Genomic DNA, 24,961 nt, shown 5'->3' on the forward strand with positions numbered 1-24,961 from the left:
CGCTCCCAGCCGTGTCGCAAACCCTTGCTGGACGGGCGTTTGCGAGGGCAGAAAAAGCGCCGCTCGCGTCCAAAGGTGAGCGTTTTCGGGAGTATGCGTTCGGCCCCGCAAACACCAGCTAGTGAGATTGCAGACAGCTAGGGTAGGGCGCGCGCTCGCCCGGCACGATCGGACACAGCCTGATCGGGCTCAGTTGGCGTAAGCGGTCCAGCCATTTGCTGTTCTCCGATGCGAGATCGTCCGTCGCCACCGGTCCACGTTCTGCCCACTGCATCGTGTAGTAGTCGGATGTTCCTTTGAGCGTCAGCACGATGGCGGTTTCGCTATGCGTCGAGGCGCCATCGGCGATCGAACCGCAGCGCATCACCGCCACAAAACCCGAAAAGCCGGCAACTTTCGCGTCGCCGAACGGGTTGACCGTGAACGTCTCAGGACACGCCCGATGAAATCCACCCGCGATGGTTTCGGCCAGCACGCGCGGGTTCGCGTTCGGGTTGCTGGCGAGCCCCTTGATGCCCGTTACGGTGATCATCTGCGTCCAGCGATCGACGGTCTCACCCTTCAGGACCGATTCGCGAATGTAGTTATCGCCCTGAGTCTTTTCGAAGTCGGCCGCATTGAAACCGGCCGGCAACGTAAATCCGACCAGTTGCCCGAAGATCGGCGTGATCGTTTGAACCGATTTTTGCTGAGGCGCTGGCGAGGCGGAAGCGGCAGAAGCGGCGGCTACCTGCGCGTTGGACGTGACAGAGGCAAACAGTGCCGACAAGCACGTGGCCAACATGACGGCGCGGCTGGTCAGCTTGGCGCGTTGGTTTTGATCTGCGGATGGGCGCATTTTTATGAATGTAGATGTGCAACATCGTGTTGCGAAACCTTGGCGATTCGATATACGCTTTGGCACCTGAAAGCGCAGCAAACTAATTCGGCGCGCATAATGTGTAAATAGCATGATCGCGGCACGACTGCGGTTTCAGATTGTCTATCTATTTGCGGGGATCGTGAGGGCGCTGGCGTGCTGCAATGCGGCGTCGTCCAAAGAACGCCTCGGTATTCTCCGCTAAGAAAGTCCAACGGCCGCATGCGCGGATTTCCCAAGCGACGCTTCGCTTGCGCGCGCACGGCAGCCGCCAGTGTCTTGAGTCGCATTAAATGATCGGTAACGCTCATTCGCCGCGCGTCGAGTATGATTCGGCTCTACTCCGTTGGGGCCCACGCGCTCCCGCATCAACCGTATCGGAATCATCGATGGAACAGCTCAATGGCGAAGCACGCGACCGGCTAATTCGCTGGCTGCGGCGCCGAATGGAAGAGTATGGCATTACCGAAGAGGCGCTCGCCGCATCCGTGATGGCGGACCGCCAGGCGGAGCGCGAAGTGCTTTACCGGGATGCCTATGGAAATACCTGGGACGGTCACGGCGATCTGCCGGACTGGCTGCGCCGCGCCGTTGCGGCCGGGCAGCACGTCGAACATTTTCGAATCGGCGGTTAGAAAATCGTCGCGTTTTCGAGGGTTTGAATTGAATGCCGGATCGCCGGACCGCGCGTTCAAGCGGCGCAGCCGGAATGTTCTGATCAATCCGCATCGCCGCCGCAGGCTAAACGGCAATCGTTCTGGTCTTTTCTTTTCCTGTTTCGTTTGTACAGCAGCGCCTATCAACACGGATAGCGCCTGTCAGGGACCGTTTTCCGCGCACGGCCAATAGTTCTCGAAGACGCATTCGGCGACGGGCATTCTTTGTGCCCAGCGCTCCATTTCGAGCATCGGCTTTTGATAGAACTGCTCCACGTGCCCGAGGCAGAGAATCGCAACCGGCTTCGCGCCGGGCGGCATCTTGAGCAAATCACGCACTTCGTCGACGTCGAATAGGGACACCCATCCCATCCCGAGCCCTTCCGCGCGTGCCGCGAGCCACATGTTCTGAATCGCGCAGGCGACGGACGCCAAATCCATCTCCGGCAGCGTGCGCCGCCCGAAGACGTGCTTCTCGCGGCCATCCATCAGCGCCATGACGAGCAGTTCGCCGCAGTCGCGCATGCCTTCGACTTTGAGCTTCATGAATTCGTCGTGCCGCTCGCCGAGCGCTTCGGCGGTCTTGACGCGTTCGCGCTCGACCGCCGCCTGCAACGAGGCGCGCAAGCGCTCTTCGGTCACGCGCAGGATGCGCCACGGCTGCATGAAACCGACGCTCGGCGCGTGATGCGCCGCGTCGATGAGGCGCCGCAGCACGTCCGCATCGACCGGCTCGCGTACGAAGTGCCGCATGTCGCGCCGCTCGTAGATGGCGCGGTAGACAGCGGCTCGTTCGGATTCGTCAAATTGTATTGCCATGAAATAGTGCGGCCGCGAAGGCCGGGTTCGAGGGCCAATAGCCGTGCATATACGTCGCGACGATCGAGCCGGAGCGAAACACGCCTTCGCCCGCCGCACCCGAATGCGGATGCACGGCGGTCAGCACCGGCGCGAGCGGCGTGCTCACGCGCGAATAGTGGAATGTGTGGCCGGTCATCGCGCCGTGCAGTCCGTTCAATTGCTGCATGCCGAGCGCCGACAGACGCGCTTGCAACGCCGCTTGCCCAGGCACGAGGCCGAGCATCGGCGTCGTCGCGCCGGTGCTGTCCGTCAATGCATCGAGCAGATACAGCATGCCGCCGCATTCCGCGTAGATCGGCTTCGCGGATGCCGCGTGCGCGCGGATCGTATCGGCACTACGAGTGTGACGGGCAAGCGCCGCCGCGTGCAACTCGGGATAACCACCCGGTAGATAGAGCGCGTCGCTGGCATCGGGCACGGGTTCGTCGGCGAGCGGCGAGAAATAGCGCACGCTCGCGCCGAGCGTTTCGAGCAGCCGGATATTGGCCGGATAGATGAACGAAAACGCGGCGTCGCGCGCGACGGCGATCCGCATGCCGTCCAGCAAGCGCGGCAACGCCACAGGCGTTTGCGGCTCGGCGAATTCGACCGCCGGGGGCAATTCGGCCAGCGGCGTCGAGGCGAGCGCATCGGCGGCGCGTTCGAGCCGCGCGTCGAGGTCGCCGATTTCGCCCGCCGTATGCAAGCCGAGATGCCGCTCGGGCAATTCGATTTCGCTCGCGCTCGCGATATAGCCGAGCCAGCGCATGCCTTGCGGCACCGCTTCTTCGAGCATGCGCGCGTGGCGTTCCGAGCCGACGCGATTGGCGAACACGCCAAAAAACGGCACCTGTGGCCGGAAATTCGCGAGGCCGAACGCGATTGCGCCGAACGTCTGCGCCATCGCCTTCGCGCCGATCACGGCGGCCACGGGCACGCCGAACGTGGTCGCGAGATCGGCGCTCGACGGCGTGCCGTCGTAAAGCCCCATCACGCCTTCGATCAGAATCAAATCCGCTTCGCGCGCGGCCTCGGCGAGCAATTGCCGGCACGCGTTCTCGCCGACCATCCACAGGTCGAGCGATTCGACCGGCGCGCCGCTCGCGTGTGCGAGGATCATCGGGTCCAGAAAATCGGGGCCGGTCTTGAAGACGCGCACGCGCCGTCCTTGCCGCCGATGGAGCCGCGCGAGCCCTGCCGTGATGGTGGTCTTGCCTTGGCCGGACGCCGGTGCGCTGATGAAAAGCGCGGGACACGCAGACATCGTTTAGAACTCCACGCCGCGCTGCGCCTTCACGCCTTGCTCGCGATACGGATGCTTGACGAGCCGCATCTCGGTGACGAGATCGGCGGCTTCGATCAGCGCGTCGGGCGCATGTCGCCCCGTCACGACGACGTGCACCATCTCGGGCCGCGACGTGAGCACGCCGAGCACTTCGTCGAGCGGCAGGTATTCGTACTTCAGCACCGTATTGAGCTCGTCGAGAACGACCATCTGGTATTCGCCGCTATCGATCATCCGGCGCGCCTCGTCCCAGCCTTTGCGCGCGGTGGCGATGTCGGCATCGCGGTTTTGCGTATTCCACGTGTAGCCGTCGCCCATCGTGACGAAATCGCAGTTCGCTTGCGCGCCGAGGAAGTCGCGCTCCGAGGTGTGCAGCGCGCCCTTGATGAATTGCACGACGCCGAGCCGCATGCCGTGTCCGAGCACGCGCACGGCCATGCCGAAAGCGGCCGTGCTCTTGCCCTTGCCGGTGCCGGTGTTGACGATCAAGAGGCCTTTCTCGACGGTGGCGGAGGCCTGCTTCTTCTCATGGCCTTCGCGGCGGCGCTGGGTCATGCGTTGGTGCGATTCGGGGTCGGTTTTCATCGTATGTCCTGGTCGTGTGATTCGTGCTTGGCAACGGCTATCGTCACCCCGTCGCGCACGGTCTTGCCGATGAGGAGACGCCCGCCTTGCGACGCGAGTAGCGCGCAAGGTTCGCAGACGCCCTCCACGCCGAGATGAGCGAGCGCCGCGGGCGAAGGCGTGAGCGAGGGCGTTAGCGTTGGTGTCGCGGCAAGCCCCTCGATCTGCGCGCGCGTGAAAACCTCAAGCGGCAAACCGTACCGCGCGCAAAACGCCACGAGCCCCGGCTCTTGCGCTTTCGCATCGATCGTCGCGACCGCGCGCACTTCATCGAGCGAATGCGCGCCGAGCGCGGCGCGAACGGCAGCGTCGATCTGTTCGACCGACGCGAAGCGCCGGCAGCCGATGCCGAGCGTGAGCGGCTTATGCGATTGCATCAGACGTGGCGGTGATGAGCAAGGCGGGAATTAACGCGTGGAAAGGTGCGGGAAAGGTGCCAAAAAACGCGCGCATACGATAGCACATGCCTATTCGGCAGTTACTACATGAGGTGGCTCGCGTGTCGCGCGGCATGCCGTCGTATTTAAAAGCGCCTACGTCACCCACTAATCGTCGTCTTGACGTATTACGTTTTACGTAATACCATGGGCGTTATGATTAAGTCCTTCCGATGCAAAGACACCGAAGCCCTTTACGCCGGTAAATCGCCGAAACGCTTTCGTGCAATCGAGGCCGCCGCGATACGCAAGCTTCAGATGCTGGAGGCGGCCAAGGAATTGAAAGATCTGCGCTCGCCGCCTGGCAACCAGCTCGAGGCGCTCAAAGGCGATCGGCGCGGCCAGTGCAGCATCCGCATCAACGGTCAATGGCGTTTGTGCTTCGTATGGACGGACGACGGTGCGACCGAGATCGAAATCGTCGACTACCACTGAATAGGAGCTCATATGGTCAAGAATGGAATGCGTCCGGTACATCCGGGCGAAATCCTGCGGGAGGAGTATCTGGTTCCGCTGGAAATGAGCGTGAATGCGCTCGCGCTGGCACTGAACGTGCCGGCAACGCGACTTCACGAGATCGTGAAGGAACGGCGTGGCATCACAGCCGACACTGCGTACCGGCTTGCGCGTTACTTCGATTCGACGCCCGAATTCTGGCTGAATCTGCAAGCCGCGTATGACCTTAAGACGCTATCGACGCGGGCCGAGATTGACCGTAAGGTCGAGCCTCGCGAGGCAGCGCATACCTGATTGAGACGGACCTGATCGATTGGTCACGACGTTGTCCCGGACGTCACCTTGACGCTCCGTTATGGCCCGCCTACACTCCCACGCACTTTGGTGCTCGTATGCGCGCTCATCGCGCATGCAGTTAAACGGGAAACAGGGCGCGAAGCCACATCGGCCGAGCCAACCTGTGCTGCCCCCGCAACGGTAAGCGAAGGCATCGCACCACGCGATGCAGAGCCGACTTCAATGTGTGTACGCAAGGCCGTGCCCACATTAGCCACTGCGCGAGAAATTCCTCGTGCGGGAAGGTGAAGCGGCGCTTTCGCCAGCCCGGATACCGGCCAGAGCAAGGGGTTGGCGCCGCGGGGATGCGGCGTTACTGCCACGAACCGCACCGCGCTTTCCCGACTACGTGACGACATTGTGACGAACGATGCTTCGCACGCGGGGGTTTTCGCCGGTGCTGTTCGTGTTGGCAATCATGGGTTTGTCGACCGTTCATCAAGGGGCAATCGTGCTCAAGTCTGTTTCCCAGTTGTTCAATGACAGTCCGACGGAATTGCGCGGCAAGATCGTCGGGATCTACATGTTGTTGGTTGCGTTCAATGTCGGTGCGTGGATCTGGGCCTTCGCGGCCTTTCACGGCCATCCGGTGCTGCTCGGCACCGCGCTGCTCGCCTATACGTTCGGCTTGCGCCATGCGGTCGATGCGGACCATATCGCCGCGATCGACAACGTCACGCGCAAGCTGCTGCAGGAAAAACGCAATCCGCTCGGCGTCGGCTTCTTCTTTTCGCTCGGGCATTCGACGGTGGTGATCGTGATGACGGTCGTGGTCGCGATGACGACGGCTTCGCTTTCGACCCACTTTTCCGATCTGAAAGATATCGGTGGCGTGATCAGCACTTGCGTATCCGCGTTTTTCCTTTTCGTGCTCGCCGCAGCGAACCTCATCGTGCTGCGAGGCGTGTACCGCACGTTCCGCGCCGTGCAGCGCGGCGAGCCGCTCGTCGAGGAAGATCTCGATCTGCTGCTCGGCAATCGCGGCTTTCTCGCGCGCATCTTCAAGCCGCTGTTCAAGCTCGCGTCGCGCAGCTGGCACATGTACCCGATCGGCTTCATGTTCGGGCTCAGCTTCGATACGGCCACCGAGATCGCGCTGTTCGGCATCTCTGCGACGCAGATATCGAGCGGCGTGTCGTTCTGGTCGGTGTTGGTGCTGCCGGTGCTGTTCACCGCGGGCATGTCGCTCGTCGACACCACCGACGGCATCCTCATGATGGGCGCCTATAAATGGGCGTTCGTGCGGCCGATCCGCAAGATCTACTACAACATGACGATTACATTCGTCTCGGTGCTCGTGGCCGTGGTCATCGGCGGCATCGAAACGCTCGCACTGCTCGCCGACCAGCTCAATTTGAAGGGGCCGTTCTGGGACTACATGGGCATGCTGTCCGACCACTTCGGCACGCTCGGCTATATCGTCATCGGTCTTTTCTTCGTGAGCTGGATTGTGTCCGCGCTCGTGTATCGCTTGAAACGCTACGACGAGATCGACGTCACGGTGTCCACCTGATTTGGAGTCAGCAGAATGCAAACGCGCAAAATTCCCGTAACCGTCGTCACGGGCTTTCTCGGCAGCGGCAAGACCACGTTGCTGCGGCACATCCTCAAACATGCCGACGGCAAGCGCATCGCCGTGATCGTCAACGAGTTCGGCGAGCTCGGCATCGATGGCGAGATCCTCAAGGGTTGCGGCATCGGCTGCGATGACGAAGGCAACGAGCAAGCGGGTCAGCTCTATGAGCTCGCCAATGGGTGCCTCTGCTGCACCGTGCAGGAAGAGTTCTTTCCTGTGATGGAAGAGTTGGTCGAGCGGCGCGGCGACATCGATCACGTGCTGATCGAAACGTCCGGCCTCGCGTTGCCGAAACCGCTCGTGCAGGCGTTCAACTGGCCGTCGATCAAGAACAGCTTCACGGTCGATGCGGTCGTGACGGTGGTCGACGGTCCCGCCGCCGCGAGCGGGCAGTTCGCGGAGAATCCGCAAGCCGTCGATGCGCAGCGCAAGGCCGATCCGAATCTCGATCACGAATCGCCGTTGCACGAGCTTTTCGCCGATCAGCTTTCGTCTGCGGACCTCGTGATTCTCAACAAGACCGATTTGCTCGACGGCGCGCATCACGAAGCGGTCGTCGCTGCGATTCGCGAAGAGATTCCGCCGCAGGTGAAGATCGTGCCCGCGCAAATGGGCCAGCTCGATGTCCACGCGTTGCTTGGGCTCGCTTCAGCGTCGGAAGAAACGATTCACTTGCGCCACGATCATCACGGTTCCGCCGACGACGCCGATCACCACCACGACGAGTTCGATTCGGTCGTCGTGCAAGGCGAGACGCGTTCGCGCGAGGCGGCGCTCGCCGCGCTGCAGACGCTCGTCGAGCAGCACACGATCTATCGCGTGAAGGGTTTCGCGGCGCTGCCCGGCGCACCGATGCGTCTGGTCGTGCAAGGCGTGGGGCGGCGCTTCGACAGCTACTTCGACCGTCGCTGGCAGGACGGCGAGGCGGTGACGAGCCGCTTCGTGCTGATTGGCGAAGACCTCGATCAACCGGCGTTGCAGGCCGCGTTCAGCGCCGCGCTCGCGGCGGCCGAGACTCAACAGGCCTAACCACCGCTAACCGCCATCACAGGAAAGAACTCGCCATGCACTTGCTGCGAACCACGCCCGGCGGTTTCGTCGACGACACGGCGGGCGTGATCCGCATCGATCAGCGTCCCGCCGACATCGTCGTGCTCAGTTCTGCCGATACGACGTTGTCGCTGCTCGCAAGCGTGTTTCCGCGCTTGGGCGAGGGCTTTCCGAGCGTGCGGCTCGCGAACGTGACGTTTCTGCGGCAGCCGGCGTCGGTGGATTTCTACATCGACGACGTGCTCAAGCACGCGCGCGTCGTGGTGGTCGATCACCTTGGCGGCGAGGCGTATTGGCCGTATGGGATCGAGCAGGTGGTCGCGCTTGCCGAGCGTAACGGGCAGTTGCTGGCGATGTTCTCCGGCGATTTGCAGGAAGACCCGAACCTGCTCGTGAAGAGCACGGCGGATGCCGGGCTTTGCCACGAGCTATGGCGCTACTTGCGCGAGGGCGGCGCGCAGAACGCGGAGGCGTTTCTGCGTTGCATCGCGTACCGTGGCCTCGGATGGGGCGAGGAACCGGCGCCGCCGCGTCCGCTGCCTGCGGTGGCGCTCTATCATCCGGCGCACGACTTGGCGACGATCGAGCACTGGCAGGCGGATTGGCTCGCAGGCGCGCCGGTCGTTGCTGTGCTGTTTTACAAGGCGCATTTGCAAGCGGCCAATACGGCGGTTTTCGACGCGCTCTTGAAGGCACTCGCCGACGAAGGGATGAACCCGCTGCCGATTGCGATCACCTCGCTCAAGGATGCGTTGAGCCGCGACGTGGTCCAACAGCTGTGTGCTCAGCATCATGCGGCGCTCGTGTTGAACACGACGGCTTTCGCGGCATCGGCGATCGACGATCCCGAGCCGCTCGCGCTCGCCGGCGACGCGCCCGTCATGCAGGTGATCCTGAGCGGCGGCAACCGCGAGGATTGGCTCAAGGACAACCACGGCCTGAATTCGCGCGATATCGCGATGCATGTCGCGCTGCCGGAAGTCGACGGCCGCATCATCACGCGCGCGATCAGCTTCAAGGGGCTGGCGTACCGGTGCCCGCATACCGAAGTCGATGTCGTTCGCTATCAGCCGGATCTCGAGCGGATCGCGTTTCTCGCCGAGCTTAGCCGCCGTTGGTGCCGGTTAAGGCGCACCGACAACGCCGACAAGAAGCTCGCACTGATTCTCGCGAACTATCCGATGAGCGAAGGGCGCATCGGCAACGGCGTGGGGCTCGATACGCCGGCATCGGTCGTGAACATTCTCGCGATGCTGCGCGACGAGGGGTATCGCGTAGCCGATGTGCCCGCCGATGGCGACGCGCTGATGCGCACGCTCACGCAGGGCGTGACGAACGATCCTGTGGTGCGCGACTTGCGGCCCGCGCTGCAGAGTCTCGCGCTCGACGATTACCTGCAGTACTTCCAGCAGCTTCCCGCCGAGACGCGCGATGCGTTGAACGCGCGCTGGGGACAGCCCGAGCAAGATCCGACGATCCGCCACGGCCGCTTCATGATCGCGGGCTGGCGCTGCGCTCAGGTGTTCGTCGGCATTCAACCGGCGCGCACGCGCGCTGAGGGCGACTACGCGAGCTATCACGATGCCGAACTCGTCCCGCCGCATTCGTATATCGCGTTCTATTTCTGGCTGCGGCACCGCTTCGGCATCGACGCGGTGGTCCACGTCGGCAAGCACGGCAATCTCGAATGGCTGCCGGGCAAAAGCGTCGCGTTGAGCGACACGTGCTGGCCCGATCTCGTGCTTGGGCCGATGCCGCATCTCTATCCGTTCATCGTCAACGATCCCGGCGAAGGCAGCCAAGCGAAGCGCCGCGCGCAGGCGGTGATCATCGATCATCTGATGCCGCCGCTCACGCGCGCCGAGAACTATGGCCCGCTGCAGGACCTCGAGCGGCAAGTCGACGAATACTACGAAGCGCTGATGGTCGATCCGCGCCGAGCGAAGCTGTTGCGCAAGACGATCCTCGCGACGATCGTCGAGCATCGGCTGCACGAGGAATTGAGCGTCGGCTTGCCGGCCGATCAGGACGCGGAAGACGCGTTGCTCACGCGCGCCGATGCCTACCTGTGCGAGCTGAAAGAGGCGCAGATCCGCGATGGCTTGCACACGTTCGGCGAGTCGCCGGAGCGCGAGCAGCGGCGCGATACGCTGCTCGCGCTCGCGCGCTTTCCGGTGAGCGGCGGACAGGGCGCGAATGCCGGGTTGATCGAAGCGCTGGCGAAAGACCTGCAGGTCGATGCGATCTTCGATCCGCTGGCGCCGGATTGGTCGGCTGAGTGGGAGGGGCCGCATCCCGAGCCGCTGCGGCAAGTGAGCGACGCGCCTTGGCGCCACAACGGCGACACGCGTGAACGGCTCGAATTGCTGGCCGCCGAATTGTTGAAGAACTTATGCGGCGATGAGGCTACCGCCGTAACGCCCGCTCCCGGCGCGCTGCCGCACACGGAACGCGTGTTGGAACGCGTGCGCGACGATCTCTTACCGCGCCTCGACGCTTGCGGCGCGCACGAAATGCGCAACTTGAAGCGCGGACTCGAAGGACGCTTCGTGCCGCCAGGGCCGAGCGGCTCACCCTCGCGCGGTCGCCCCGACGTGCTGCCCACCGGCCGCAACTTCTATTCGGTCGACACGCGCGCCGTGCCGACGCAATCCGCGTGGGTGCTCGGCTTGAAATCAGCGCAGCAGTTGATCGAGCGGCACGTGCAGGAACATGGCGACTATCCGCGCGCGGTCGGCCTCTCGGTGTGGGGGACGGCGACGATGCGCACGGGCGGCGACGACATCGCGCAGGCGATGGCGCTGATCGGCGTGCGGCCGAAATGGGCGCCGGGCAGCCATCGCGTGACCGACTTCGAGATCATGCCGATCGAGGCGTTCGACCGGCCTCGCATCGACGTGACGCTGCGCGTCTCCGGCTTCTTCCGCGATGCGTTCACGAACGTCATGCATTTGTTCGACGCAGCCGTGCAAGCGGTCGCCGAACTCGACGAGCCCGAGCACTTGAATCCGATACGCGCCCGCGTGCTGCGCGAGCGCGACGCGCTGATCGCACGCGGCATCGAAGCGGGCGAAGCGCGGCGCCGCGCGGGCTGGCGCGTGTTCAGCTCGCGTCCCGGCGCATACGGCGCGGGCCTGCAGGAACTGATCGACACGAAGCAATGGCAGACCGATGCCGATCTTTCCGGCGCGTATCAGGCGTGGGGCGGCTATGCATATGCGCAGCAAAGCGCGGGTGTCGAAGCGCGGCAGGTGTTCGGCACGCGGCTCGCGACGCTCGACGTGGTCTTGCAGAACCAGGACAACCGCGAGCACGACGTGCTCGATTCGAACGACTACTACCAGTTCCAAGGCGGCATGGTGGCAGCGGTCCGGCATCTCGCGGGCAGCCAGCCGCACGTTTATCACGCGGATCACGCGAACCCGGCCGCGCCGCGCATCCGCACGCTGCGGGAAGAGATCGCGCGCGTGATCCGCTCGCGCGTCGTCAATCCGAAGTGGCTCGACGGCGTGAAGCGCCACGGTTATAAGGGCGCGGCGGAGATCGCGGCGACCGTCGACTACCTGTACGGGTACGACGCGACCGCACGCGTGATCGCCGACCATCAATACGCGCTCGTCACCGACGCTTATCTGAACGACGACGACACGCGCGCCTTCCTGCAACGCCATAATCCGCACGCGCTGCATTCGGTTTGCGAGCGGCTGCTCGAAGCGATGCAGCGCGGGCTGTGGCAAGCGCCCGGCGCGTATCGCGAGCAAGTCGAGCAGCATCTGCTCGCGAGTGAACAGCACATCGAAGGATCAAGGCAATGAACACATCGAATGGCCGGGGCGAGATGAACGCCGAACGTGCGAATCACGCAGACATGGCATCGGTTGAGCGCTCAGCATTTCCTTTTACCGCTCTTGTAGGCCAGCAGCCGTTGCAGCAGGCGCTGCTGCTCGCGGCGATCGACCCTGGCATCGGCGGCGTGCTCGTCAGCGGGCCGCGCGGCACGGCGAAATCGACGGCCGCGCGTGCGCTCGCCGAGCTGCTGCCCGACGGACGGCTCGTGACGCTGCCGCTCGGCGCAAGCGAAGACCGCTTGATCGGCACGCTCGATATCGAAGCGGTGTTGCGCGACGGCTCCGTAAAATTCTCGCCGGGCCTGCTCGCGCATGCGCATCGCGGCGTGCTGTATGTCGATGAAATCAACCTGCTGCCCGACGCGCTCGTCGATGCGATGCTCGATGCGGCGGCGAGCGGCGTGAACACCGTCGAGCGCGATGGCGTCTCGCACAGCCACGACGCGCGCTTCGTGCTGATCGGCACGATGAATCCTGAAGAGGGCGAGTTGCGTCCGCAACTGATCGATCGCTTCGGTCTGGCCGTCGAGTTGCAGAATTGTTTCGAGCCGAACGTGCGGCAGCAGATCGTCAAGGCACGTCTCGCGTTCGATATCGATCCGCACTCGTTGCGCGCGCAATACGCGACGCAGCAGGCCACGTGCGCCGAGCGCATTCGTGCGGCGCGAGACGCGTTGCCGCTGCTGACATTCGACGATGCCGTGCACGCGCGCGTGAGCGAGCTTTGCATCGCGGCGGCCGTCGATGGCTTGCGTGCCGACCTCGTGATGCTGCGCGCGGCGCGCGCGCTCGCCGCGCTCGAACAAAGCGCTGCCGTGACGACCGGGCATGTGGAGCGTGTCGCCGAAGCGGTGCTGTGCCATCGACGGCGCGAGCACGATGAATCGCGGGCGCATGCACCGACACAGCCGCCGCAATCCCACGCTCACTCTTCGAACAACTCGCCGAACCACTCACAACCACCCGAGCCCGATGAACACGACGGCGACTGGGGCTACCTGCCGCCCGAGCCCACCGGGCTCACCAAAGTCAAAGGCGTCATTCCGCTGCCCACGCACCAAGCAAAAAAAAGCTGAGCCATCGAAAACGCGCCGCCGCTCGCTCGAACTCGACGAGCGGTCTTCGATGGCTGATGGGCGCAGGCAACGTTGCACGCGGCAGCGTAGCGGGCACGCGCATCGCGTGGCCGCAAACGCTCGCGGCCAAGCGCGCCGAACGCTTGCGCGCCGACCATCTACGTTTTGCGCGCGAAGCGTCGCGAGACAGCGCGCTGCACTGCTTCGTGCTCGATTGTTCCGGCTCGATGCTGACGGGTCAGCGGCTCGCGCTCGCAAAAGGGATGCTGCTCTCGATGTTCGAACATGCCGCGACGACGCGTGCCGAAGCCGCGCTCGTATGTTTCGGCGGCACGCGCGCCGACGTGCGCTTCGGGCCGCTCGTGCCGCGCTGGTGGAACGAGCGCTGGCTGCAGCCGGTGGGCGGCGGGGGCGGCACGCCGCTCGCGCTGGGCGTGCGCCGCGCGGCGCAATTGCTCGAACAGACGAAGCGGCGCAAGCCTGCGCAGGCGCGCTGGCTATGGATACTGTCGGACGGCCGCAGCCGCGATTGGCCGGCGCGCCCCGACGCGGCCGATCAGATCGTCGTAGTGGACTTCGAAGCCGGCGCGCTCAGGCTCAACCGCTGCGAGCGCCTTGCGAACGAGTGGGGAGCAAGGCTCTGCCGTCCCGAGGATTTGATTGCGCGCTGAGATGTGGCGCACCGCGTGAACCGGTGGGCCCATCAATGCAGAATCTTCCCCAGAAAATCTCTGGCCCGCTCTGAGCGCGGATTGGCGAAGAACGCCTCCTTGCTGTCATCCTCGACGATGCGCCCCTGGTCCATGAAGATCACGCGATGCGCGACTTTCTTGGCGAAGCCCATTTCGTGCGTGACACACATCATCGTCATCCCTTCTTGAGCCAGTTCGACCATCACGTCGAGCACTTCGTTGATCATCTCCGGATCGAGCGCCGAGGTCGGTTCGTCGAACAGCATGGCGACCGGGTCCATCGATAGCGCGCGAGCAATCGCCACCCGCTGCTGCTGGCCGCCCGACAACTGTCCCGGATACTTCCCGGCATGCGCGCGAAGCCCGACGCGATGGAGCAGGCTCAGCGCTTTGTCCGCCGCTTCATCCTTGGAGCGGCCCAGCACCTTGATTTGCGCGAGGGTCAGATTGTCGGTGATGGACATGTGCGGGAACAGCTCGAAGTGCTGAAACACCATCCCGACTTTCGAGCGCAACTTGGACAGGTTCGTTTTCTTGTCGCCCACCGACTCGCCGTTGATCGTGATCTCGCCCTGTTGGAACGGCTCGAGCCCGTTGACCGTCTTGATGAGGGTCGACTTTCCGGAACCGGAAGGGCCGCAGACGACGACCACCTCGCCCTTCTTGACGCCGGTGGAGCAGTCGGCGAGAACTTGAAAGTGGCCGTACCACTTCGATACGTTGCTGATGGAAATCATGATGAGATTTGCAGCTTCTGAAAGTGTTGTACCAGTGTGCGATTTCAGCGATGCCGGCCGAACCGATACCGGCGCTCGAGCGCGCGCGCATACCACGTCAGCGGAAAACACATCGCGAAGTAGAGGAGCGCCACCATCGCGTAGATCGGGAACGGGCGAAACACGGCGTTCGTGATCATCGTGCCGGTCTTGGTCAATTCGGTGAGACCGATGATCGATGTCAGCGCGGTGCTTTTCACCACTTGCACGAGAAAGCCCACCGTCGGCGGGACGGCGATCTTCCAGGCTTGCGGCCAGACGATGTAGCGCAGCTGCTGTGTCCAGGTCATGCCGAGGCTCGCCGCCGCACCCCATTGGCCACGCGGTATGGCCTCGACGCAGCCGCGCCAGATGTCCGCTAGATAGGCGCTGGTGTACAGCGTGAGCGTGACGGTTGCCGCCGTCCAGGGCGACACTTCGACACCGAGCATCGGCAGGCCGAAGAAGCCGAGGAAGAGCTGCATCAGCAGCGGCGTGCCCTGGAACAACTCGATGTACAACATCACGATCCGGCGCAGCCACGCGAGCGGCGAGACCCGCATCGCGAGCAGCACGAGGCCCATGACGCCGCCCCCGAGGAACGCAAGCAGCGAAAGCAGTAAGGTCCAGCGCGCGGCGAGCAGCAGATTGCGCGCGATGTCCCAAAGCGTGAACTCGATCATCGTGAAGGCTCCTCTGTCGCTGCCGCGCGAACGCGGAAAGCAAAGATTGCGCGCAGCCTGCCGCGCGGCGCGACGCTGTTGCCACGCGCTGCACGTCCCGCAAAGAGCCCCTTGCCGAGCCAGTTGATCAACAGTCGCAACGCGATCGAAAGCAGCAAATACGTCGCGGTGATGATCAAGTAGCTTTCGAACGAGCGGAAGTTGCGCGACTGGATGAAGTTCGCAGCGTAGGTCAAGTCGGGGACGGAGATCTGCGACACGACGGCCGAGCCGAGCATCACGATCAGCACCTGCCCGAGCAATGCCGGAAACACGTTCGCGAGCGCCTGCGGCAGCACGACGTAGCGAAACACCTGCCGGCCCGGCAGACCGAGCGCCAGCGCCGCCTGAACCTGGCCGCGCGGAATCGAGTCGATGCCCGCACGGACGATTTCCACGGCGTACGCACCGAGGTTCACGGTCATCGCGAGGACGGCCGCCTGCATTTCGTCGATATGCACGCCAAGGCTCGGCAGCCCGAAGAACACGAAGAAGAGCTGGACGAGAAACGGGGTGTTGCGAATCAGCTCGACGTAGGCCGCCACCAGCGCGCGGACCCACTTCGGGCCCGCCACGGCGACGCTCGCGCCGGCGATACCGACGATGCCTCCGAGCACCGTCGACACCGCTGTCAGCCCGAGCGTCACTTCGATGCCGCGAACGAGCATGCCCGCATACAGACCGAAGCTGCTGAAATCGAATGTATAGGTCATCGCGGCGCCGTCCTTCGTGTGGTTGGCTGGAAGACGACTCGCATCACAGATCGGCCGGCAGCGGCGTGCGCAGCCACTTCTGCGAAATCGCGTTCATCGTGCCGTCCTTCTTCGCGGTCGCAATGGCGTCATTGACCTTCTGCATCAGGCGCGGCTCGTTCTTGTTCAGGCCCACGTGGTCGGGCGAGCTGAAGAGCTCGAATTTCTGCTCCGGATCGTTCGCCGGATGGCGGGCCATGATCGTTGCGCCCACATCGTTTCCGACGACCAGCAACTGGGCCTGACCGGACAGGAACGCCGAGATCGCGCCATTGGGATCGTCGAAGCGCTTGATCGTGGCCGAGGGCGGCGCGATCTTGCTGACGCTCAAGTCCTCCAGCGTGCCGCGCGCGACCGCGACGGACTTGTTGGCGAGGTCGCCGGCGTTCTTCACCGCCAGCGACTTGGGCCCGAATACCGCGAGGTAGTACGGCGCATAGGGCTGCGAGAAGTCGATCACTTTCTCGCGTTCCGGCGTCTGGCCGACGGAAAGCAGCATGTCGGTCTTGTGATCGGCGAGGTAAGCCATGCGGTTGTCGCCCGTCACCTGGACCAGCTCGACTTTGGCGTTGAGCGCCTTGCCGATCAGGTTCGCGACTTCGATGTCGTAGCCTTGCGGCTTCATGTCCGGGCCGATCGAGCCGAAGGGCGGATAGTCTTCGAAGACGCCGACGCGCACGACGCCGGACTTCGCGATCCCGTCGAGCGCATCGGCATGCGCCGCCGGTGCGAAGGCGCTCAGGCCGGCGACGCCCGTCAAGGCAAGCGCCAAAGCGGCATGGGCGAACAAGCGCTGCACTGCGCCAGTGGTTTGCGTGGAGTGGCTCATTTGCTACGTCTCCTCTATCTGCGAGATGCAGTCGAAAGTGAAGGATCGATGAATCGGTGCGCGGCGATCCGCTTGCACGCGTGAGCGGGCAAATCGGTGGACGCTTGCAAGTCGACGCTCAGGTCAGGGGATGACGAAGAGGTCGCGCGATCCTGTCGATTTGATAGGGAATCCGAAATAGAGCTTCTTGAGCCATCTCGGAACGCGGGGGCGATTCCCGGACGCGGTTGCCGGAAATCGTGCTTCCACGAGACAAATTCTGGGTGGCTAGAAAACCAGCGGCAATCGATATGTTTTCATGGCGCGCATGACATTCATGCATGGCCTATGGAAAACCCGAGGCGGCGCGAATCGCCGGGCAAACGCGCCGCTTGGGGCGCGAGGGGCGCCTTGCGGAGCCCCGTCAGGTCAGGTCAGCGCGCTGCGCCGGCCCAATATTCGGCGTCTTCCTGACGATCGAACACAAACGACTTCAGCGCCATTTGCTGGGCCGGCTCGAGCGGATCGAATTCGAGGCCATGCGTCGTGGTCATCCGATCGGCATTCGGCGTGTTTTGCACATTGCGAATGACGGCGGCCGTTTCGATGCGCGCGTCGAGGTCGTGCGAGCACAGTTGGAACGCCAGCTGCACGCGTTCGCCAACCGCTCCGAGCACGCGCGGGGCGATCAACGACATGCCGGACGCGCTGATTCCGCTGGCCAGCGCGAGGCCGCCGTAGACGTCGCCCGCCTCGTTGGTCGCGTAGCGCACCGGCAGCCGCGTGCGAACGCGGATGGACTTGCGTTCGCGCAGGCGGCGAATCGCGCCCGGCGCGGACAGCACCACGTAATCGAACGGATGGTTGCACAGCGCTTCCACCGTACACGAGAAGCGGAATACCGCCTGGCTCGCGATCGCGACGACGTCGACGTTCTCGCCCGCCATCAACGGCGCCGGACGGCCGCCCGCGAGCGGCGGCGTGACGAAGAGCGCGTGGTTCGGCGAGAAGCCGATAAGCCGGCTCGGCTGCATCGCGCTGCCGCCCGCGCGCGAGCGGATGCCGAGCAGGCCGCCGATCGCCAGGTGCATATCTTTGAGCGTCGGGGGCTGCGAGGCGTCGGACTCGCCGTCTTCGTCAGGGGGCGTGCATGGCGCGTCGCCATCCTCTTGCGCCATTCGGCGCGGTCGAAAATGCGCAAACAAGAACGCGAGATCGCGCTCGCCGGAGATCGCGACGCCGCGATCGAACAGCAGTGCGCCGTTTTCATCGACGATCGCCCATTCGAGCGGCGCGCCGACCGGTACCTCTTCCTGGTTCAAGCTCATTCCTGGTGTATCCATGCTCTCGGTGCTCCCGTGTTTTTGAAAGCGCCGCACGCGAATTCGGCGGGCGCTTTTTAAGGGGATGCTTAGCTATGAACGTATTACGTCAGGATGACAAGAAAGTTTAGGGGCTTGGCGCTAGGGCTGACCCTAGCCATGACTGGCTCAACACGGAAACGCCGACTGCAGCGAGCGCAGGATCGCGAGACCGATCGGGAAAGTGTCGGGAAGGTCGGGGTGGTTCTGGAAGAACTGGTCCAAGAGCGGGTACACGTTCTGATTGCTGATGATCGTCTCCTTCGGCTGGCAATAGAGCGGCGGACGCTTCTTCGCGATCAAATCGCCGTTGGCCCAGCCGAACGCGTTGATCGTGCCGGTGATGTAGGCGGCGTACACCGAGTTGTTATCGACGTGCGCCCATTGCTTGTACTGCGCCGCGGTCATTTCGGCGTGAGCGTTGACGGCGAAACATGCCGTAAGCAAAGCCAGCGCGGTGGTTCGAATCTGCATGATGGGGTCCTTCCTTGTGCCCTTTTGTGCTTATGGTGTTTCCGCCGAGCATTGTAGGGCAGGCGGGTGGGGGCATGCAGATTCGCGGGCTGCTACCATCATTCGCATAAGGAGGAGCGATCATGGACCGTCTGACGGCGATGGAGACGTTTGTTTGCGTAGTGGAGTCGGGGTCTTTCTCGGCGGCGGCGCGGTTGCTCAACGTAGGGCAGCCCGCCGTTTCGAAATCGATTGCGCTGCTCGAAGAACGGCTCGCGGTTCGATTGCTGCTGCGCTCCACGCGCGGTTTGACGCCCACCGAGGCGGGCCTCGCTTTCTACGCACGCGCAAAACGCGCGATCGAAGAGACGGATGAAGCCGAGCTTGCAGCACGCGGCGCGGGTGCGAATCTATCAGGCAGGTTGCGAGTCTGCGCGGCCGTCACGTTCGCGAGATTGCATATCGTGCCCGCCATGGGCCGTTTTCTCGAACAGTACCCGGATCTCACGCTAGACGTCGTGCTCGACGATCGCAATGTCGATTTGCTCGAAGAGGGCGTCGACGTCGCGCTGCGCATGGGCAAGCTCGACGATTCGGGCATGACGGCGCGCAAGCTGAGCGAGTCGCGCCGGGTCGTCGTCGGGACTCCGGCGTACTTCGAAAAGGCCGGCGTGCCGGCCACGCCCGCGGATCTCGCGACGCACCAGGCCATCGTCTATGGCCAGCGCTACGGCGGCACGGCGTGGACGTTCCGGCGCGACAGTTCGGAAGTGTCGGTAGCGGTATCGGGGCGCATGACGGTGAGCGCCGCCGAAGGCGTGCGCGAGGCGGTGCTGGCCGATCTTGGCGTCGCGGTGGCGTCCGAATGGATGTTTGCCGACGAGCTGAAGAGCGGCAAGGTGTGCGCTGTGCTCAAGGATTGGATCCTGCCGCCGATCGAACTATGGGCGGTGTTTCCGGCGGGCCGCATGGTGAGCGCAAAGGCTCGCGCCTTCGTCGGCTTCGTCGAAGAGACGCTTGAGTCGGCAAGCGCGGCGCAATCCGCAGCGGCCGTTTAACGCTCGCTATTCTTTCCAGCAATAAGTGTTATGCGCTTAAAGCACGTAGGGCGGGACCTGCCGCATGGATAGACTCGATCGCATCCCGTTCGATCTATCTGGAAGGTTTCGACATGCGTGTTCTGGTGACCAGCGCCTCCGGCGCCAATGGCGACGGCTACGGCGCGCTTTTGTCGTTCGCACTCGACGGCACGCCGCTTGGCCGGTTCAGCGACGACCCGCGTATCGCCGATCCGCGCGGCTTGAGCGTGAGCCCCGATAGGCAGCATCTCTACGTGAACAGCGGAAGCGATCGTGTGCTCGCACTCGATGAGCGCGGAATCGTTACGCGCGACAGCGGCCTCGTGCCTGGGCTCAATGCGGGCGGCGGTATTTTCGGGGCCGACGGACGTTACTACGTCGGGTTGCGCAGCGCACGCAGCATCGCGGCGTTTTCCCCTGCGCTTGACGGTCAACCGCAGCCGGTCCTGCCGGGCGGCGTCGTGCCGTTTCCTCGCGGATTTGCGTTCGATGCGGATGGAAGGCTCTTTCTGGCTTCCGGCATCGGGCCGGGCGGCGAGGGAGAGAACACCATCGCGGTGTTCGACGCGCGCGGCCAGTTGCTGAACCCTCGCTTCATCTCCGACGATGCGGTCAGCCCCCTCGATCTCATCGTCGGGCCGAACGGCAACGTGCTGGTGTCCAGCGAATTTCCGTTCGGCAACGCCGACGCCGTCGCCACGATACGCGAATACGACGGCACGACTGGCCGACTGGTCCGCGTGTTTGCTGCGGACCCGGACACGCGTTTTCAAAGACCCAGGGGATTGCGTTTCGGTCCCGGCGGACATTTGTTCTGCGTCGCGCGCGACAACGTGCTTGCGTTCGACTTCGCCGACGGACGATGCCTCGGTCCCATCATCGACATGCCGAGGCTCAACGCCCAAGCCATCGCGTTCTTCGCTTGACGCTTTGACGCTCGCGTTTCGATGGGATCGTCGCGAGCGTCAAGCATTCGACATCACACGCAGCGGCCCGCCAGCGCGAGACCCGCTTCCTTCGACTGACGCTCGAACGGCGCGCAGTTCGTTGCGTGTGCAACGATTTTGTCGACGGTCGCGTGCGCGGCCGCGTGACGAATGCGGAGGGCGACGCGCGCGACCCGCTTCTCGTTCGACCGGGAATGCGCCGCGTGCATCGCGGCGAACCAGCCTACGAGTGTCCAGCCAAGAAAGACGTTGACCAGCGTGATCGCGAGCGCGTGCTCGTGCTCACGCGCGTCCGCTTCGATTGCCGGCATCAGATACACAATCAATGCGGCCACCAAAGCGACGCTTTCAAACACATGACGCATGATATCCATGGCATTACCCCTTCTTTGAACCGCCGGCGTGGCGCTTGGCGCCCTAGCCGCGTAGTTGGATGAATGGCCCTCACCCGAAAGGGCTGGGCCGTGGGTAACAATTTAGGCGTTATTCCGACAATATCCATGCCGGCAATCGGAAAACACAGTCGCGGATTCGAGAACAATGGGGCCAGTCCGAAATAGTGTGTTTCGTTTTGTGCCAATGCCATATTCCCCATGGGAATGACAGTTACGCGTGCGCGCCGCCTACTGTGCGAGGCCGTTTTGCAAGAACCTGAACACCGTGATGTTCGACATCGCAAAACGACCCTCTCATCCAAGGAGCCACACCATGTCACTGCAAGACAAACTCGACGCCTTTAAAGCAGACTTCAAGGGCGGCAAAGCGCCGTTTTTCGCGCCGCCGGAAATTCATCCGGTCATGGAGCGGGCCACCGCGGAACTGATCGCATCCGGGCAAGCTGAGCGCGCGCTGCGGGCGGGCGACAAGGCGCCGGTCTTCACGCTCAACGATCCGAATGGCACGCCGGTATCGTCGGAAGAACTGCTGGCCAAAGGGCCGCTCGTGATCAGCTTCTATCGCGGCGTGTGGTGCCCGTACTGCAATATGGAGTTGCAAGCGCTGCAGGAGGCGCTGCCGTCGTTCGAGGCGCTCGGCGCGAGTCTCGTCGCGATCTCGCCGCAGAACGCCGTGAACAGCCGCAAGTCGGTGCGCCAGAACCAACTGGGCTTTCCGATCCTGAGCGATACGCACAACGACGTCGCCGCCGCCTTCGGCCTGCGCTTCGCGCTGCCCGACTATCTGGTCGAGCTCTACAAGAACCTGAAGAACGACTTGCCGGCGTTCAACGGCGACCCGAGCTGGACGCTGCCGATGCCGGCGCGCTATGTGATCGGCCAGGACGGCACGATTCTGTATTCGGAAGTGAACCCCGACTACACGCATCGGCCGGAACCGGCGGATATGCTGCCGGCACTGCGCAGCGCCGGAGCGCGCGTGGTGTAATCGCGCGGCGGGATGCACGCCGGATGAGCGCCCGTCTTCGATATCTGGAATTGCTCGCGAACCGCGAGCAATTTTTTTGCGGCTCGCGACAATATTCGCGGATGTGAATCGTCATCACACGCATGGAACCGCCGCACACCCCGAACCGGATGATCGAACGAGACAGCGATATCGCTGAGACCGTCTTGCGCGAGCGCACGAGGCTCGGCAATTTCATCCGTCGCCGCGTGCGCGATCCTGGCGAGGCGGAAGACATCTTGCAGGATGTCTTTTACGACTTCGTGCAGGCGTACCGGCTTCCGGAGCCGATCGAACAGGTCGGGGCGTGGCTGTTTCGCGCGGCGCGCAACCGCATCATCGACCGCTTTCGAAAGAAGAGAGAGCAGCCCTTGCCCGAGCCGGCTCACGACGACGACGGCGAGTACCGGCTCGATCTCGCGCTGCCGGCCACCGCTGCCGGCCCGGAAGCGGCTTATGCGAGATCCGTGCTGTTGGAAGCGCTGCAAGCGGCGCTCGACGAATTGCCGGCGAATCAGCGCGACGTCTTCGTCGCGCACGAACTCGAAGGGCGCAGCTTCAAAGATTTGGCGGCCGAAAGCGGCCTGAGCGTGAACACGCTGCTCGCGCGCAAGCGCTATGCGGTGTTGCATCTGCGCGCACGTCTGCAGACGGTTTATGACGATTTGGAAATCTGAAGGAGTCGATGGATGAAATTCAAAGCGAGATGTTTCGGCAAAGTGCTGTTGATTCTGGCGGGCGTTGCCGTGCTGGGGCTCGTGGTGATGCTGCTGTGGAATTGGATCGTGCCGGCGGTATTCGCGGGCGGCCGTGCAATCGGCTATTTGCAGGCGTTGGGTCTGCTGGTCCTGAGCCGGATACTGTTCGGCGGATTTCGCGGACATGGCGGCTGGCGCGGACATCGGCACTGGCGCCGCTGGGAACGGATGACGCCGGAAGAGCGCGAGCGCTTTCTGAAAGACGCGTCGTCCAGCGGCGGCAAGCGACCGGAGGATCAGCCATGGGCCGGTTAACGACACAAGCAACGACGCAAGCAACGCCTGCATGCAAGCAGGACCCCGGCGTGTTTGCCCCGGTGGTCAATTTGAAGCGATGCGAAGGCAAGGGCGATTGCGCAGTGGTGTGCCCCGAGCAGGTCTTCGAGGTTCGCCGGATCGATGCTGCGGACTATGAGCAATTCGGGCCGCTGCAGAAACTGAAGCTGCGCGTGCATGGGATGAAGGTCGCTTATACGCCGAATGCCGATGCGTGCCGCGCGTGCGGGGCGTGTGTGACGGCGTGTCCGGAGCGGGCGATTACGTTGGCGCGGGTGTGAAGCCAGGGAGCGACAAGCGATCCTTGTCGCTTGACGGGTCTAGCCTTCGCCGATATTGTTTCGACCCATGGCCGATTCCGAATTCATTCATCCCGGCGAGACCGTTCGGCAAAACTGTCTCGCTCGATTCCACTTGAGCGTCACTGAAGGCGCGAAGATTCTTGGCGTCAGCCGTCAGGCTTTGACGAACTTGCTGAGCGGCAAGGCGGGAATCTCGCCGGAAATGGCGCTGCGACTCGATAAAGCGTTTGGCGGCGGCGCCGAAATGTGGTTGCAGAGACAACTACTGCATGATCTTGCCAAGGCGCGCGTGCGGTTTCGCGAGCTCGATGTCGTGCCGATGGTGCCCGCTCAGCAAGCGGCGCTGTTTTAAGGCCGCTTATCGGGGACGCTTATTAAGGCCGCTTAACCGGCCTATGCCCCAACCAACTCCCGATGCAAAGCCAGATACTCCTGAGCGAGCTTATGCTTCGGCTCCAGATGGATCATCGGCTTAGCATACTGATGCGACTCGCGAATCTTCACTGACGACGACAACCGCGAATCCAGCACAGGCAATCCCTCGCTAACCAGCTCGTCGACCAGTTGCTGCGGCAGGCTCGCGCGCGGTTGGAACTGATTGATGACGATCCCCTCGACTTCCAGCTCTGCGTTGTGGTCCTGTTGGATTTCTTTGACGTTATCGAGCAGCGCATACAAAGCACGGCGCGAAAAATCATCACAGTCGAACGGAATCAGGCAGCGCTCCACCGCAATCAATGCGGAGCGCGTGTAGAAATTCAAAGCGGGCGGCGTATCGATGTAGATCGCGTCGTAAATCTCGTCGAGTTCGTTTAACGCATCGCGCAGCTTGTAGATCTTGTAGCGCGATTCGAGCTTGCCGTGCAGCGAGTCGAGATCGGGATGCGCCGGCATCACGTCGAGATTCTCGAACGGCGTCGGATGCACGAACGACGCGACATCGACCGGCTTAAAGCTGAACCCCAAGGCCGTTTCGAAGAACGTCGCGACATTCGGGTTCGCTTCGCTAGCGCCTGCACCCAACAGGTATTGGCTCGAATTGCCTTGCGCATCGAGGTCGATGACCAAAGTGCGCAGGCCCTCGACGGCGCTGATGGCCGCGAGGTTGCAGACAATGGTTGATTTGCCGACACCGCCCTTCTGATTGAATACGACGCGCCGCATCTGTCCCTCTCGATATGAACGTGCTGAATATGAACGTGCTAAAGGCAGCAGCATACCTTAGCAATTGGGACGTTCGTGTGGCTAACTCGGTCGCAGTGCGAAGACAGTCGATCGTTCAGCCCAAGCGGCATTCAAAGTGGCTTTACACGTCCCGATAGCAAGCCGATTCGTATGAAGTGAACGCTTAAGCTGAGGCTCCCGAGGCCGGCACGCCAACCGCTTGCGCCATGCCGTGCCGTGTCGCGCGCAATTTACATGCGCGTTGCGCGCCCCATTAAATTCTTTGCGCTTATCGTCCGGCTGGATTACATTGGCTTTCGCCGCAGTAGGGTCAGCGCCCTTGCGCACAAGCTTTGATTTCACAGGCCGGGGCAGGACAGGGCGCATGTCACCGCTTCAATATTTGAGTCGCAGTGCAAATATTGATGCCCGGCCTGGCAGTCGTTTG

At 63.2% G+C, this 24,961-nt stretch carries 28 protein-coding genes and 1 riboswitch; of the genes, 15 read left to right on the forward strand and 13 right to left on the reverse strand.

All coding sequences use genetic code 11. From position 1 onward, the window contains the following. Window positions 1–118 precede the first annotated feature (118 nt). Window positions 119–919, reverse strand: a complete 801-nt coding sequence (locus AAHK20_RS30165) for a hypothetical protein (protein ID WP_449185167.1) — start codon at window positions 917–919, stop codon at window positions 119–121. Window positions 920–1,248: 329 nt separating this feature from the next. Here AAHK20_RS30165 and AAHK20_RS30170 point away from each other — a divergent pair, with 329 nt between their 5' ends. Beyond that, window positions 1,249–1,494 carry an H-NS family nucleoid-associated regulatory protein gene (locus tag AAHK20_RS30170; RefSeq protein ID WP_137335111.1) on the forward strand — a complete coding sequence of 82 codons (246 nt, stop codon included), beginning with the start codon at window positions 1,249–1,251 and terminating at the stop codon, window positions 1,492–1,494. A gap of 183 nt (window positions 1,495–1,677) precedes the next feature. On the opposite strand, the gene bluB is transcribed toward AAHK20_RS30170, so the two are convergent. The 4 genes from bluB to AAHK20_RS30190 are packed head-to-tail and all read right to left on the reverse strand — an operon-like array spanning window position 1,678 to window position 4,641. Further along, window positions 1,678–2,334: a 5,6-dimethylbenzimidazole synthase gene (bluB, locus tag AAHK20_RS30175; protein WP_449185168.1), complete on the reverse strand. Its 657-nt coding sequence runs from the start codon at window positions 2,332–2,334 to the stop codon at window positions 1,678–1,680. Beyond that, a complete protein-coding gene (locus AAHK20_RS30180; protein ID WP_449185169.1) occupies window positions 2,318–3,619 on the reverse strand; it encodes a cobyrinic acid a,c-diamide synthase CobB in 1,302 nt (433 codons plus the stop codon). The genes bluB and AAHK20_RS30180 overlap by 17 nt, the downstream gene beginning before the upstream one ends. 3 nt (window positions 3,620–3,622) lie before the next feature. Then, entirely contained in the window at window positions 3,623–4,225 is a 603-nt protein-coding gene (cobO, locus tag AAHK20_RS30185) for a cob(I)yrinic acid a,c-diamide adenosyltransferase (protein WP_449185170.1), read from the reverse strand. Beyond that, the gene (locus AAHK20_RS30190; RefSeq protein WP_449185171.1) at window positions 4,222–4,641 is read right to left on the reverse strand and encodes a cobalamin biosynthesis protein; all 420 of its coding nucleotides are present in this window, start codon (window positions 4,639–4,641) and stop codon (window positions 4,222–4,224) included. Before AAHK20_RS30190 ends, cobO begins: the two co-directional genes overlap by 4 nt. A 216-nt stretch (window positions 4,642–4,857) precedes the next feature. Between AAHK20_RS30190 and AAHK20_RS30195 the strand changes: the two genes are divergently transcribed. The 7 genes from AAHK20_RS30195 to AAHK20_RS30225 all read left to right on the forward strand — a co-directional run bounded on the left by AAHK20_RS30195 (window position 4,858) and on the right by AAHK20_RS30225 (window position 13,714). Then, window positions 4,858–5,136, forward strand: coding sequence for a type II toxin-antitoxin system RelE/ParE family toxin (locus tag AAHK20_RS30195; RefSeq protein WP_449185204.1), 279 nt, complete (start codon window positions 4,858–4,860; stop codon window positions 5,134–5,136). A 12-nt stretch (window positions 5,137–5,148) separates the two neighbouring features. After that, window positions 5,149–5,451 (forward strand): HigA family addiction module antitoxin, encoded by a 303-nt coding sequence (locus AAHK20_RS30200; protein ID WP_449185172.1) that lies wholly within the window; start codon window positions 5,149–5,151, stop codon window positions 5,449–5,451. Between the two features lie 71 nt (window positions 5,452–5,522). Next, window positions 5,523–5,790, forward strand: a riboswitch (cobalamin riboswitch). A gap of 121 nt (window positions 5,791–5,911) precedes the next feature. Beyond that, on the forward strand, window positions 5,912–7,006 hold the full coding sequence (locus tag AAHK20_RS30205; RefSeq protein ID WP_449185205.1) for a HoxN/HupN/NixA family nickel/cobalt transporter: 1,095 nt from the start codon (window positions 5,912–5,914) through the stop codon (window positions 7,004–7,006). 15 nt (window positions 7,007–7,021) lie between these two features. Next, window positions 7,022–8,098, forward strand: coding sequence for a cobalamin biosynthesis protein CobW (gene cobW, locus AAHK20_RS30210; protein ID WP_449185173.1), 1,077 nt, complete (start codon window positions 7,022–7,024; stop codon window positions 8,096–8,098). Between the two features lie 35 nt (window positions 8,099–8,133). Then, window positions 8,134–11,934 carry a cobaltochelatase subunit CobN gene (cobN, locus tag AAHK20_RS30215; protein ID WP_449185174.1) on the forward strand — a complete coding sequence of 1,267 codons (3,801 nt, stop codon included), beginning with the start codon at window positions 8,134–8,136 and terminating at the stop codon, window positions 11,932–11,934. Continuing rightward, window positions 11,931–13,043 (forward strand): magnesium chelatase ATPase subunit I, encoded by a 1,113-nt coding sequence (locus AAHK20_RS30220; protein WP_449185175.1) that lies wholly within the window; start codon window positions 11,931–11,933, stop codon window positions 13,041–13,043. The genes cobN and AAHK20_RS30220 overlap by 4 nt, the downstream gene beginning before the upstream one ends. Before the next feature lie 56 nt (window positions 13,044–13,099). Beyond that, the gene (locus AAHK20_RS30225) at window positions 13,100–13,714 is read left to right on the forward strand and encodes a vWA domain-containing protein (protein WP_449185176.1); all 615 of its coding nucleotides are present in this window, start codon (window positions 13,100–13,102) and stop codon (window positions 13,712–13,714) included. A 32-nt stretch (window positions 13,715–13,746) separates the two neighbouring features. Here the strand turns inward: AAHK20_RS30225 and AAHK20_RS30230 are convergent, their stop codons facing one another. The 6 genes from AAHK20_RS30230 to AAHK20_RS30255 form a co-directional block, all read right to left on the reverse strand. Further along, complete coding sequence (locus AAHK20_RS30230) at window positions 13,747–14,472, reverse strand: amino acid ABC transporter ATP-binding protein (protein ID WP_449185177.1); 726 nt, start codon at window positions 14,470–14,472, stop codon at window positions 13,747–13,749. Between the two features lie 44 nt (window positions 14,473–14,516). Then, window positions 14,517–15,173, reverse strand: a complete 657-nt coding sequence (locus AAHK20_RS30235) for an amino acid ABC transporter permease (RefSeq protein ID WP_449185178.1) — start codon at window positions 15,171–15,173, stop codon at window positions 14,517–14,519. Then, complete coding sequence (locus AAHK20_RS30240) at window positions 15,170–15,925, reverse strand: amino acid ABC transporter permease (protein ID WP_449185179.1); 756 nt, start codon at window positions 15,923–15,925, stop codon at window positions 15,170–15,172. Before AAHK20_RS30240 ends, AAHK20_RS30235 begins: the two co-directional genes overlap by 4 nt. Before the next feature lie 43 nt (window positions 15,926–15,968). Next, a complete protein-coding gene (locus AAHK20_RS30245; protein WP_449185180.1) occupies window positions 15,969–16,793 on the reverse strand; it encodes a transporter substrate-binding domain-containing protein in 825 nt (274 codons plus the stop codon). 413 nt (window positions 16,794–17,206) lie between these two features. Continuing rightward, window positions 17,207–18,115, reverse strand: coding sequence for a flagellar brake protein (locus AAHK20_RS30250; protein ID WP_449185181.1), 909 nt, complete (start codon window positions 18,113–18,115; stop codon window positions 17,207–17,209). A gap of 147 nt (window positions 18,116–18,262) precedes the next feature. Continuing rightward, on the reverse strand, window positions 18,263–18,607 hold the full coding sequence (locus AAHK20_RS30255; protein WP_449185182.1) for a hypothetical protein: 345 nt from the start codon (window positions 18,605–18,607) through the stop codon (window positions 18,263–18,265). 122 nt (window positions 18,608–18,729) lie between these two features. Between AAHK20_RS30255 and AAHK20_RS30260 the strand changes: the two genes are divergently transcribed. Next, on the forward strand, window positions 18,730–19,644 hold the full coding sequence (locus tag AAHK20_RS30260; protein WP_449185183.1) for a LysR family transcriptional regulator: 915 nt from the start codon (window positions 18,730–18,732) through the stop codon (window positions 19,642–19,644). Window positions 19,645–19,757: 113 nt separating this feature from the next. Next, window positions 19,758–20,591, forward strand: coding sequence for an NHL repeat-containing protein (locus tag AAHK20_RS30265; RefSeq protein WP_449185184.1), 834 nt, complete (start codon window positions 19,758–19,760; stop codon window positions 20,589–20,591). A gap of 53 nt (window positions 20,592–20,644) precedes the next feature. On the opposite strand, the gene AAHK20_RS30270 is transcribed toward AAHK20_RS30265, so the two are convergent. Continuing rightward, entirely contained in the window at window positions 20,645–20,986 is a 342-nt protein-coding gene (locus tag AAHK20_RS30270; RefSeq protein WP_449185185.1) for a superinfection immunity protein, read from the reverse strand. Between the two features lie 334 nt (window positions 20,987–21,320). On the opposite strand from AAHK20_RS30270, the gene AAHK20_RS30275 reads away from it, so the two are divergent. The 5 genes from AAHK20_RS30275 (at window position 21,321) to AAHK20_RS30295 (ending at window position 23,701) form a co-directional block, all read left to right on the forward strand. Beyond that, window positions 21,321–21,995 carry a peroxiredoxin-like family protein gene (locus tag AAHK20_RS30275; protein ID WP_449185186.1) on the forward strand — a complete coding sequence of 225 codons (675 nt, stop codon included), beginning with the start codon at window positions 21,321–21,323 and terminating at the stop codon, window positions 21,993–21,995. Between the two features lie 122 nt (window positions 21,996–22,117). Beyond that, the gene (locus AAHK20_RS30280) at window positions 22,118–22,690 is read left to right on the forward strand and encodes an RNA polymerase sigma factor (protein ID WP_449185187.1); all 573 of its coding nucleotides are present in this window, start codon (window positions 22,118–22,120) and stop codon (window positions 22,688–22,690) included. A 12-nt stretch (window positions 22,691–22,702) separates the two neighbouring features. Continuing rightward, window positions 22,703–23,026, forward strand: a complete 324-nt coding sequence (locus AAHK20_RS30285; protein ID WP_449185188.1) for a hypothetical protein — start codon at window positions 22,703–22,705, stop codon at window positions 23,024–23,026. Beyond that, a complete protein-coding gene (locus tag AAHK20_RS30290) occupies window positions 23,014–23,328 on the forward strand; it encodes a 4Fe-4S binding protein (protein WP_449185189.1) in 315 nt (104 codons plus the stop codon). The genes AAHK20_RS30285 and AAHK20_RS30290 overlap by 13 nt, the downstream gene beginning before the upstream one ends. 67 nt (window positions 23,329–23,395) lie before the next feature. Then, entirely contained in the window at window positions 23,396–23,701 is a 306-nt protein-coding gene (locus tag AAHK20_RS30295) for a HigA family addiction module antitoxin (RefSeq protein ID WP_449185190.1), read from the forward strand. Window positions 23,702–23,742: 41 nt separating this feature from the next. On the opposite strand, the gene AAHK20_RS30300 is transcribed toward AAHK20_RS30295, so the two are convergent. Next, on the reverse strand, window positions 23,743–24,513 hold the full coding sequence (locus tag AAHK20_RS30300; protein ID WP_449185191.1) for a ParA family protein: 771 nt from the start codon (window positions 24,511–24,513) through the stop codon (window positions 23,743–23,745). Between the last annotated feature and the right edge of the window lie 448 nt (window positions 24,514–24,961).

It is taken from the genome of Trinickia camelliae (genome assembly GCF_053525655.1).

What these genes read in the sequence shown, in the direction of transcription:
- AAHK20_RS30170 (WP_137335111.1), top strand. Translation starts at nt 1,249, where the DNA reads ATGGAACAGCTCAATGGCGAAGCACGCGACCGGCTAATTCGCTGGCTG.
- bluB (WP_449185168.1), bottom strand. Translation starts at nt 2,334, where the DNA reads ATGGCAATACAATTTGACGAATCCGAACGAGCCGCTGTCTACCGCGCC.
- AAHK20_RS30180 (WP_449185169.1), bottom strand. Translation starts at nt 3,619, where the DNA reads ATGTCTGCGTGTCCCGCGCTTTTCATCAGCGCACCGGCGTCCGGCCAA.
- cobO (WP_449185170.1), bottom strand. Translation starts at nt 4,225, where the DNA reads ATGAAAACCGACCCCGAATCGCACCAACGCATGACCCAGCGCCGCCGC.
- AAHK20_RS30190 (WP_449185171.1), bottom strand. Translation starts at nt 4,641, where the DNA reads ATGCAATCGCATAAGCCGCTCACGCTCGGCATCGGCTGCCGGCGCTTC.
- AAHK20_RS30195 (WP_449185204.1), top strand. Translation starts at nt 4,858, where the DNA reads ATGATTAAGTCCTTCCGATGCAAAGACACCGAAGCCCTTTACGCCGGT.
- AAHK20_RS30200 (WP_449185172.1), top strand. Translation starts at nt 5,149, where the DNA reads ATGGTCAAGAATGGAATGCGTCCGGTACATCCGGGCGAAATCCTGCGG.
- AAHK20_RS30205 (WP_449185205.1), top strand. Translation starts at nt 5,912, where the DNA reads ATGGGTTTGTCGACCGTTCATCAAGGGGCAATCGTGCTCAAGTCTGTT.
- cobW (WP_449185173.1), top strand. Translation starts at nt 7,022, where the DNA reads ATGCAAACGCGCAAAATTCCCGTAACCGTCGTCACGGGCTTTCTCGGC.
- cobN (WP_449185174.1), top strand. Translation starts at nt 8,134, where the DNA reads ATGCACTTGCTGCGAACCACGCCCGGCGGTTTCGTCGACGACACGGCG.
- AAHK20_RS30220 (WP_449185175.1), top strand. Translation starts at nt 11,931, where the DNA reads ATGAACACATCGAATGGCCGGGGCGAGATGAACGCCGAACGTGCGAAT.
- AAHK20_RS30225 (WP_449185176.1), top strand. Translation starts at nt 13,100, where the DNA reads ATGGGCGCAGGCAACGTTGCACGCGGCAGCGTAGCGGGCACGCGCATC.
- AAHK20_RS30230 (WP_449185177.1), bottom strand. Translation starts at nt 14,472, where the DNA reads ATGATTTCCATCAGCAACGTATCGAAGTGGTACGGCCACTTTCAAGTT.
- AAHK20_RS30235 (WP_449185178.1), bottom strand. Translation starts at nt 15,173, where the DNA reads ATGATCGAGTTCACGCTTTGGGACATCGCGCGCAATCTGCTGCTCGCC.
- AAHK20_RS30240 (WP_449185179.1), bottom strand. Translation starts at nt 15,925, where the DNA reads ATGACCTATACATTCGATTTCAGCAGCTTCGGTCTGTATGCGGGCATG.
- AAHK20_RS30245 (WP_449185180.1), bottom strand. Translation starts at nt 16,793, where the DNA reads ATGAGCCACTCCACGCAAACCACTGGCGCAGTGCAGCGCTTGTTCGCC.
- AAHK20_RS30250 (WP_449185181.1), bottom strand. Translation starts at nt 18,115, where the DNA reads ATGGATACACCAGGAATGAGCTTGAACCAGGAAGAGGTACCGGTCGGC.
- AAHK20_RS30255 (WP_449185182.1), bottom strand. Translation starts at nt 18,607, where the DNA reads ATGCAGATTCGAACCACCGCGCTGGCTTTGCTTACGGCATGTTTCGCC.
- AAHK20_RS30260 (WP_449185183.1), top strand. Translation starts at nt 18,730, where the DNA reads ATGGACCGTCTGACGGCGATGGAGACGTTTGTTTGCGTAGTGGAGTCG.
- AAHK20_RS30265 (WP_449185184.1), top strand. Translation starts at nt 19,758, where the DNA reads ATGCGTGTTCTGGTGACCAGCGCCTCCGGCGCCAATGGCGACGGCTAC.
- AAHK20_RS30270 (WP_449185185.1), bottom strand. Translation starts at nt 20,986, where the DNA reads ATGGATATCATGCGTCATGTGTTTGAAAGCGTCGCTTTGGTGGCCGCA.
- AAHK20_RS30275 (WP_449185186.1), top strand. Translation starts at nt 21,321, where the DNA reads ATGTCACTGCAAGACAAACTCGACGCCTTTAAAGCAGACTTCAAGGGC.
- AAHK20_RS30280 (WP_449185187.1), top strand. Translation starts at nt 22,118, where the DNA reads ATGGAACCGCCGCACACCCCGAACCGGATGATCGAACGAGACAGCGAT.
- AAHK20_RS30285 (WP_449185188.1), top strand. Translation starts at nt 22,703, where the DNA reads ATGAAATTCAAAGCGAGATGTTTCGGCAAAGTGCTGTTGATTCTGGCG.
- AAHK20_RS30290 (WP_449185189.1), top strand. Translation starts at nt 23,014, where the DNA reads ATGGGCCGGTTAACGACACAAGCAACGACGCAAGCAACGCCTGCATGC.
- AAHK20_RS30295 (WP_449185190.1), top strand. Translation starts at nt 23,396, where the DNA reads ATGGCCGATTCCGAATTCATTCATCCCGGCGAGACCGTTCGGCAAAAC.
- AAHK20_RS30300 (WP_449185191.1), bottom strand. Translation starts at nt 24,513, where the DNA reads ATGCGGCGCGTCGTATTCAATCAGAAGGGCGGTGTCGGCAAATCAACC.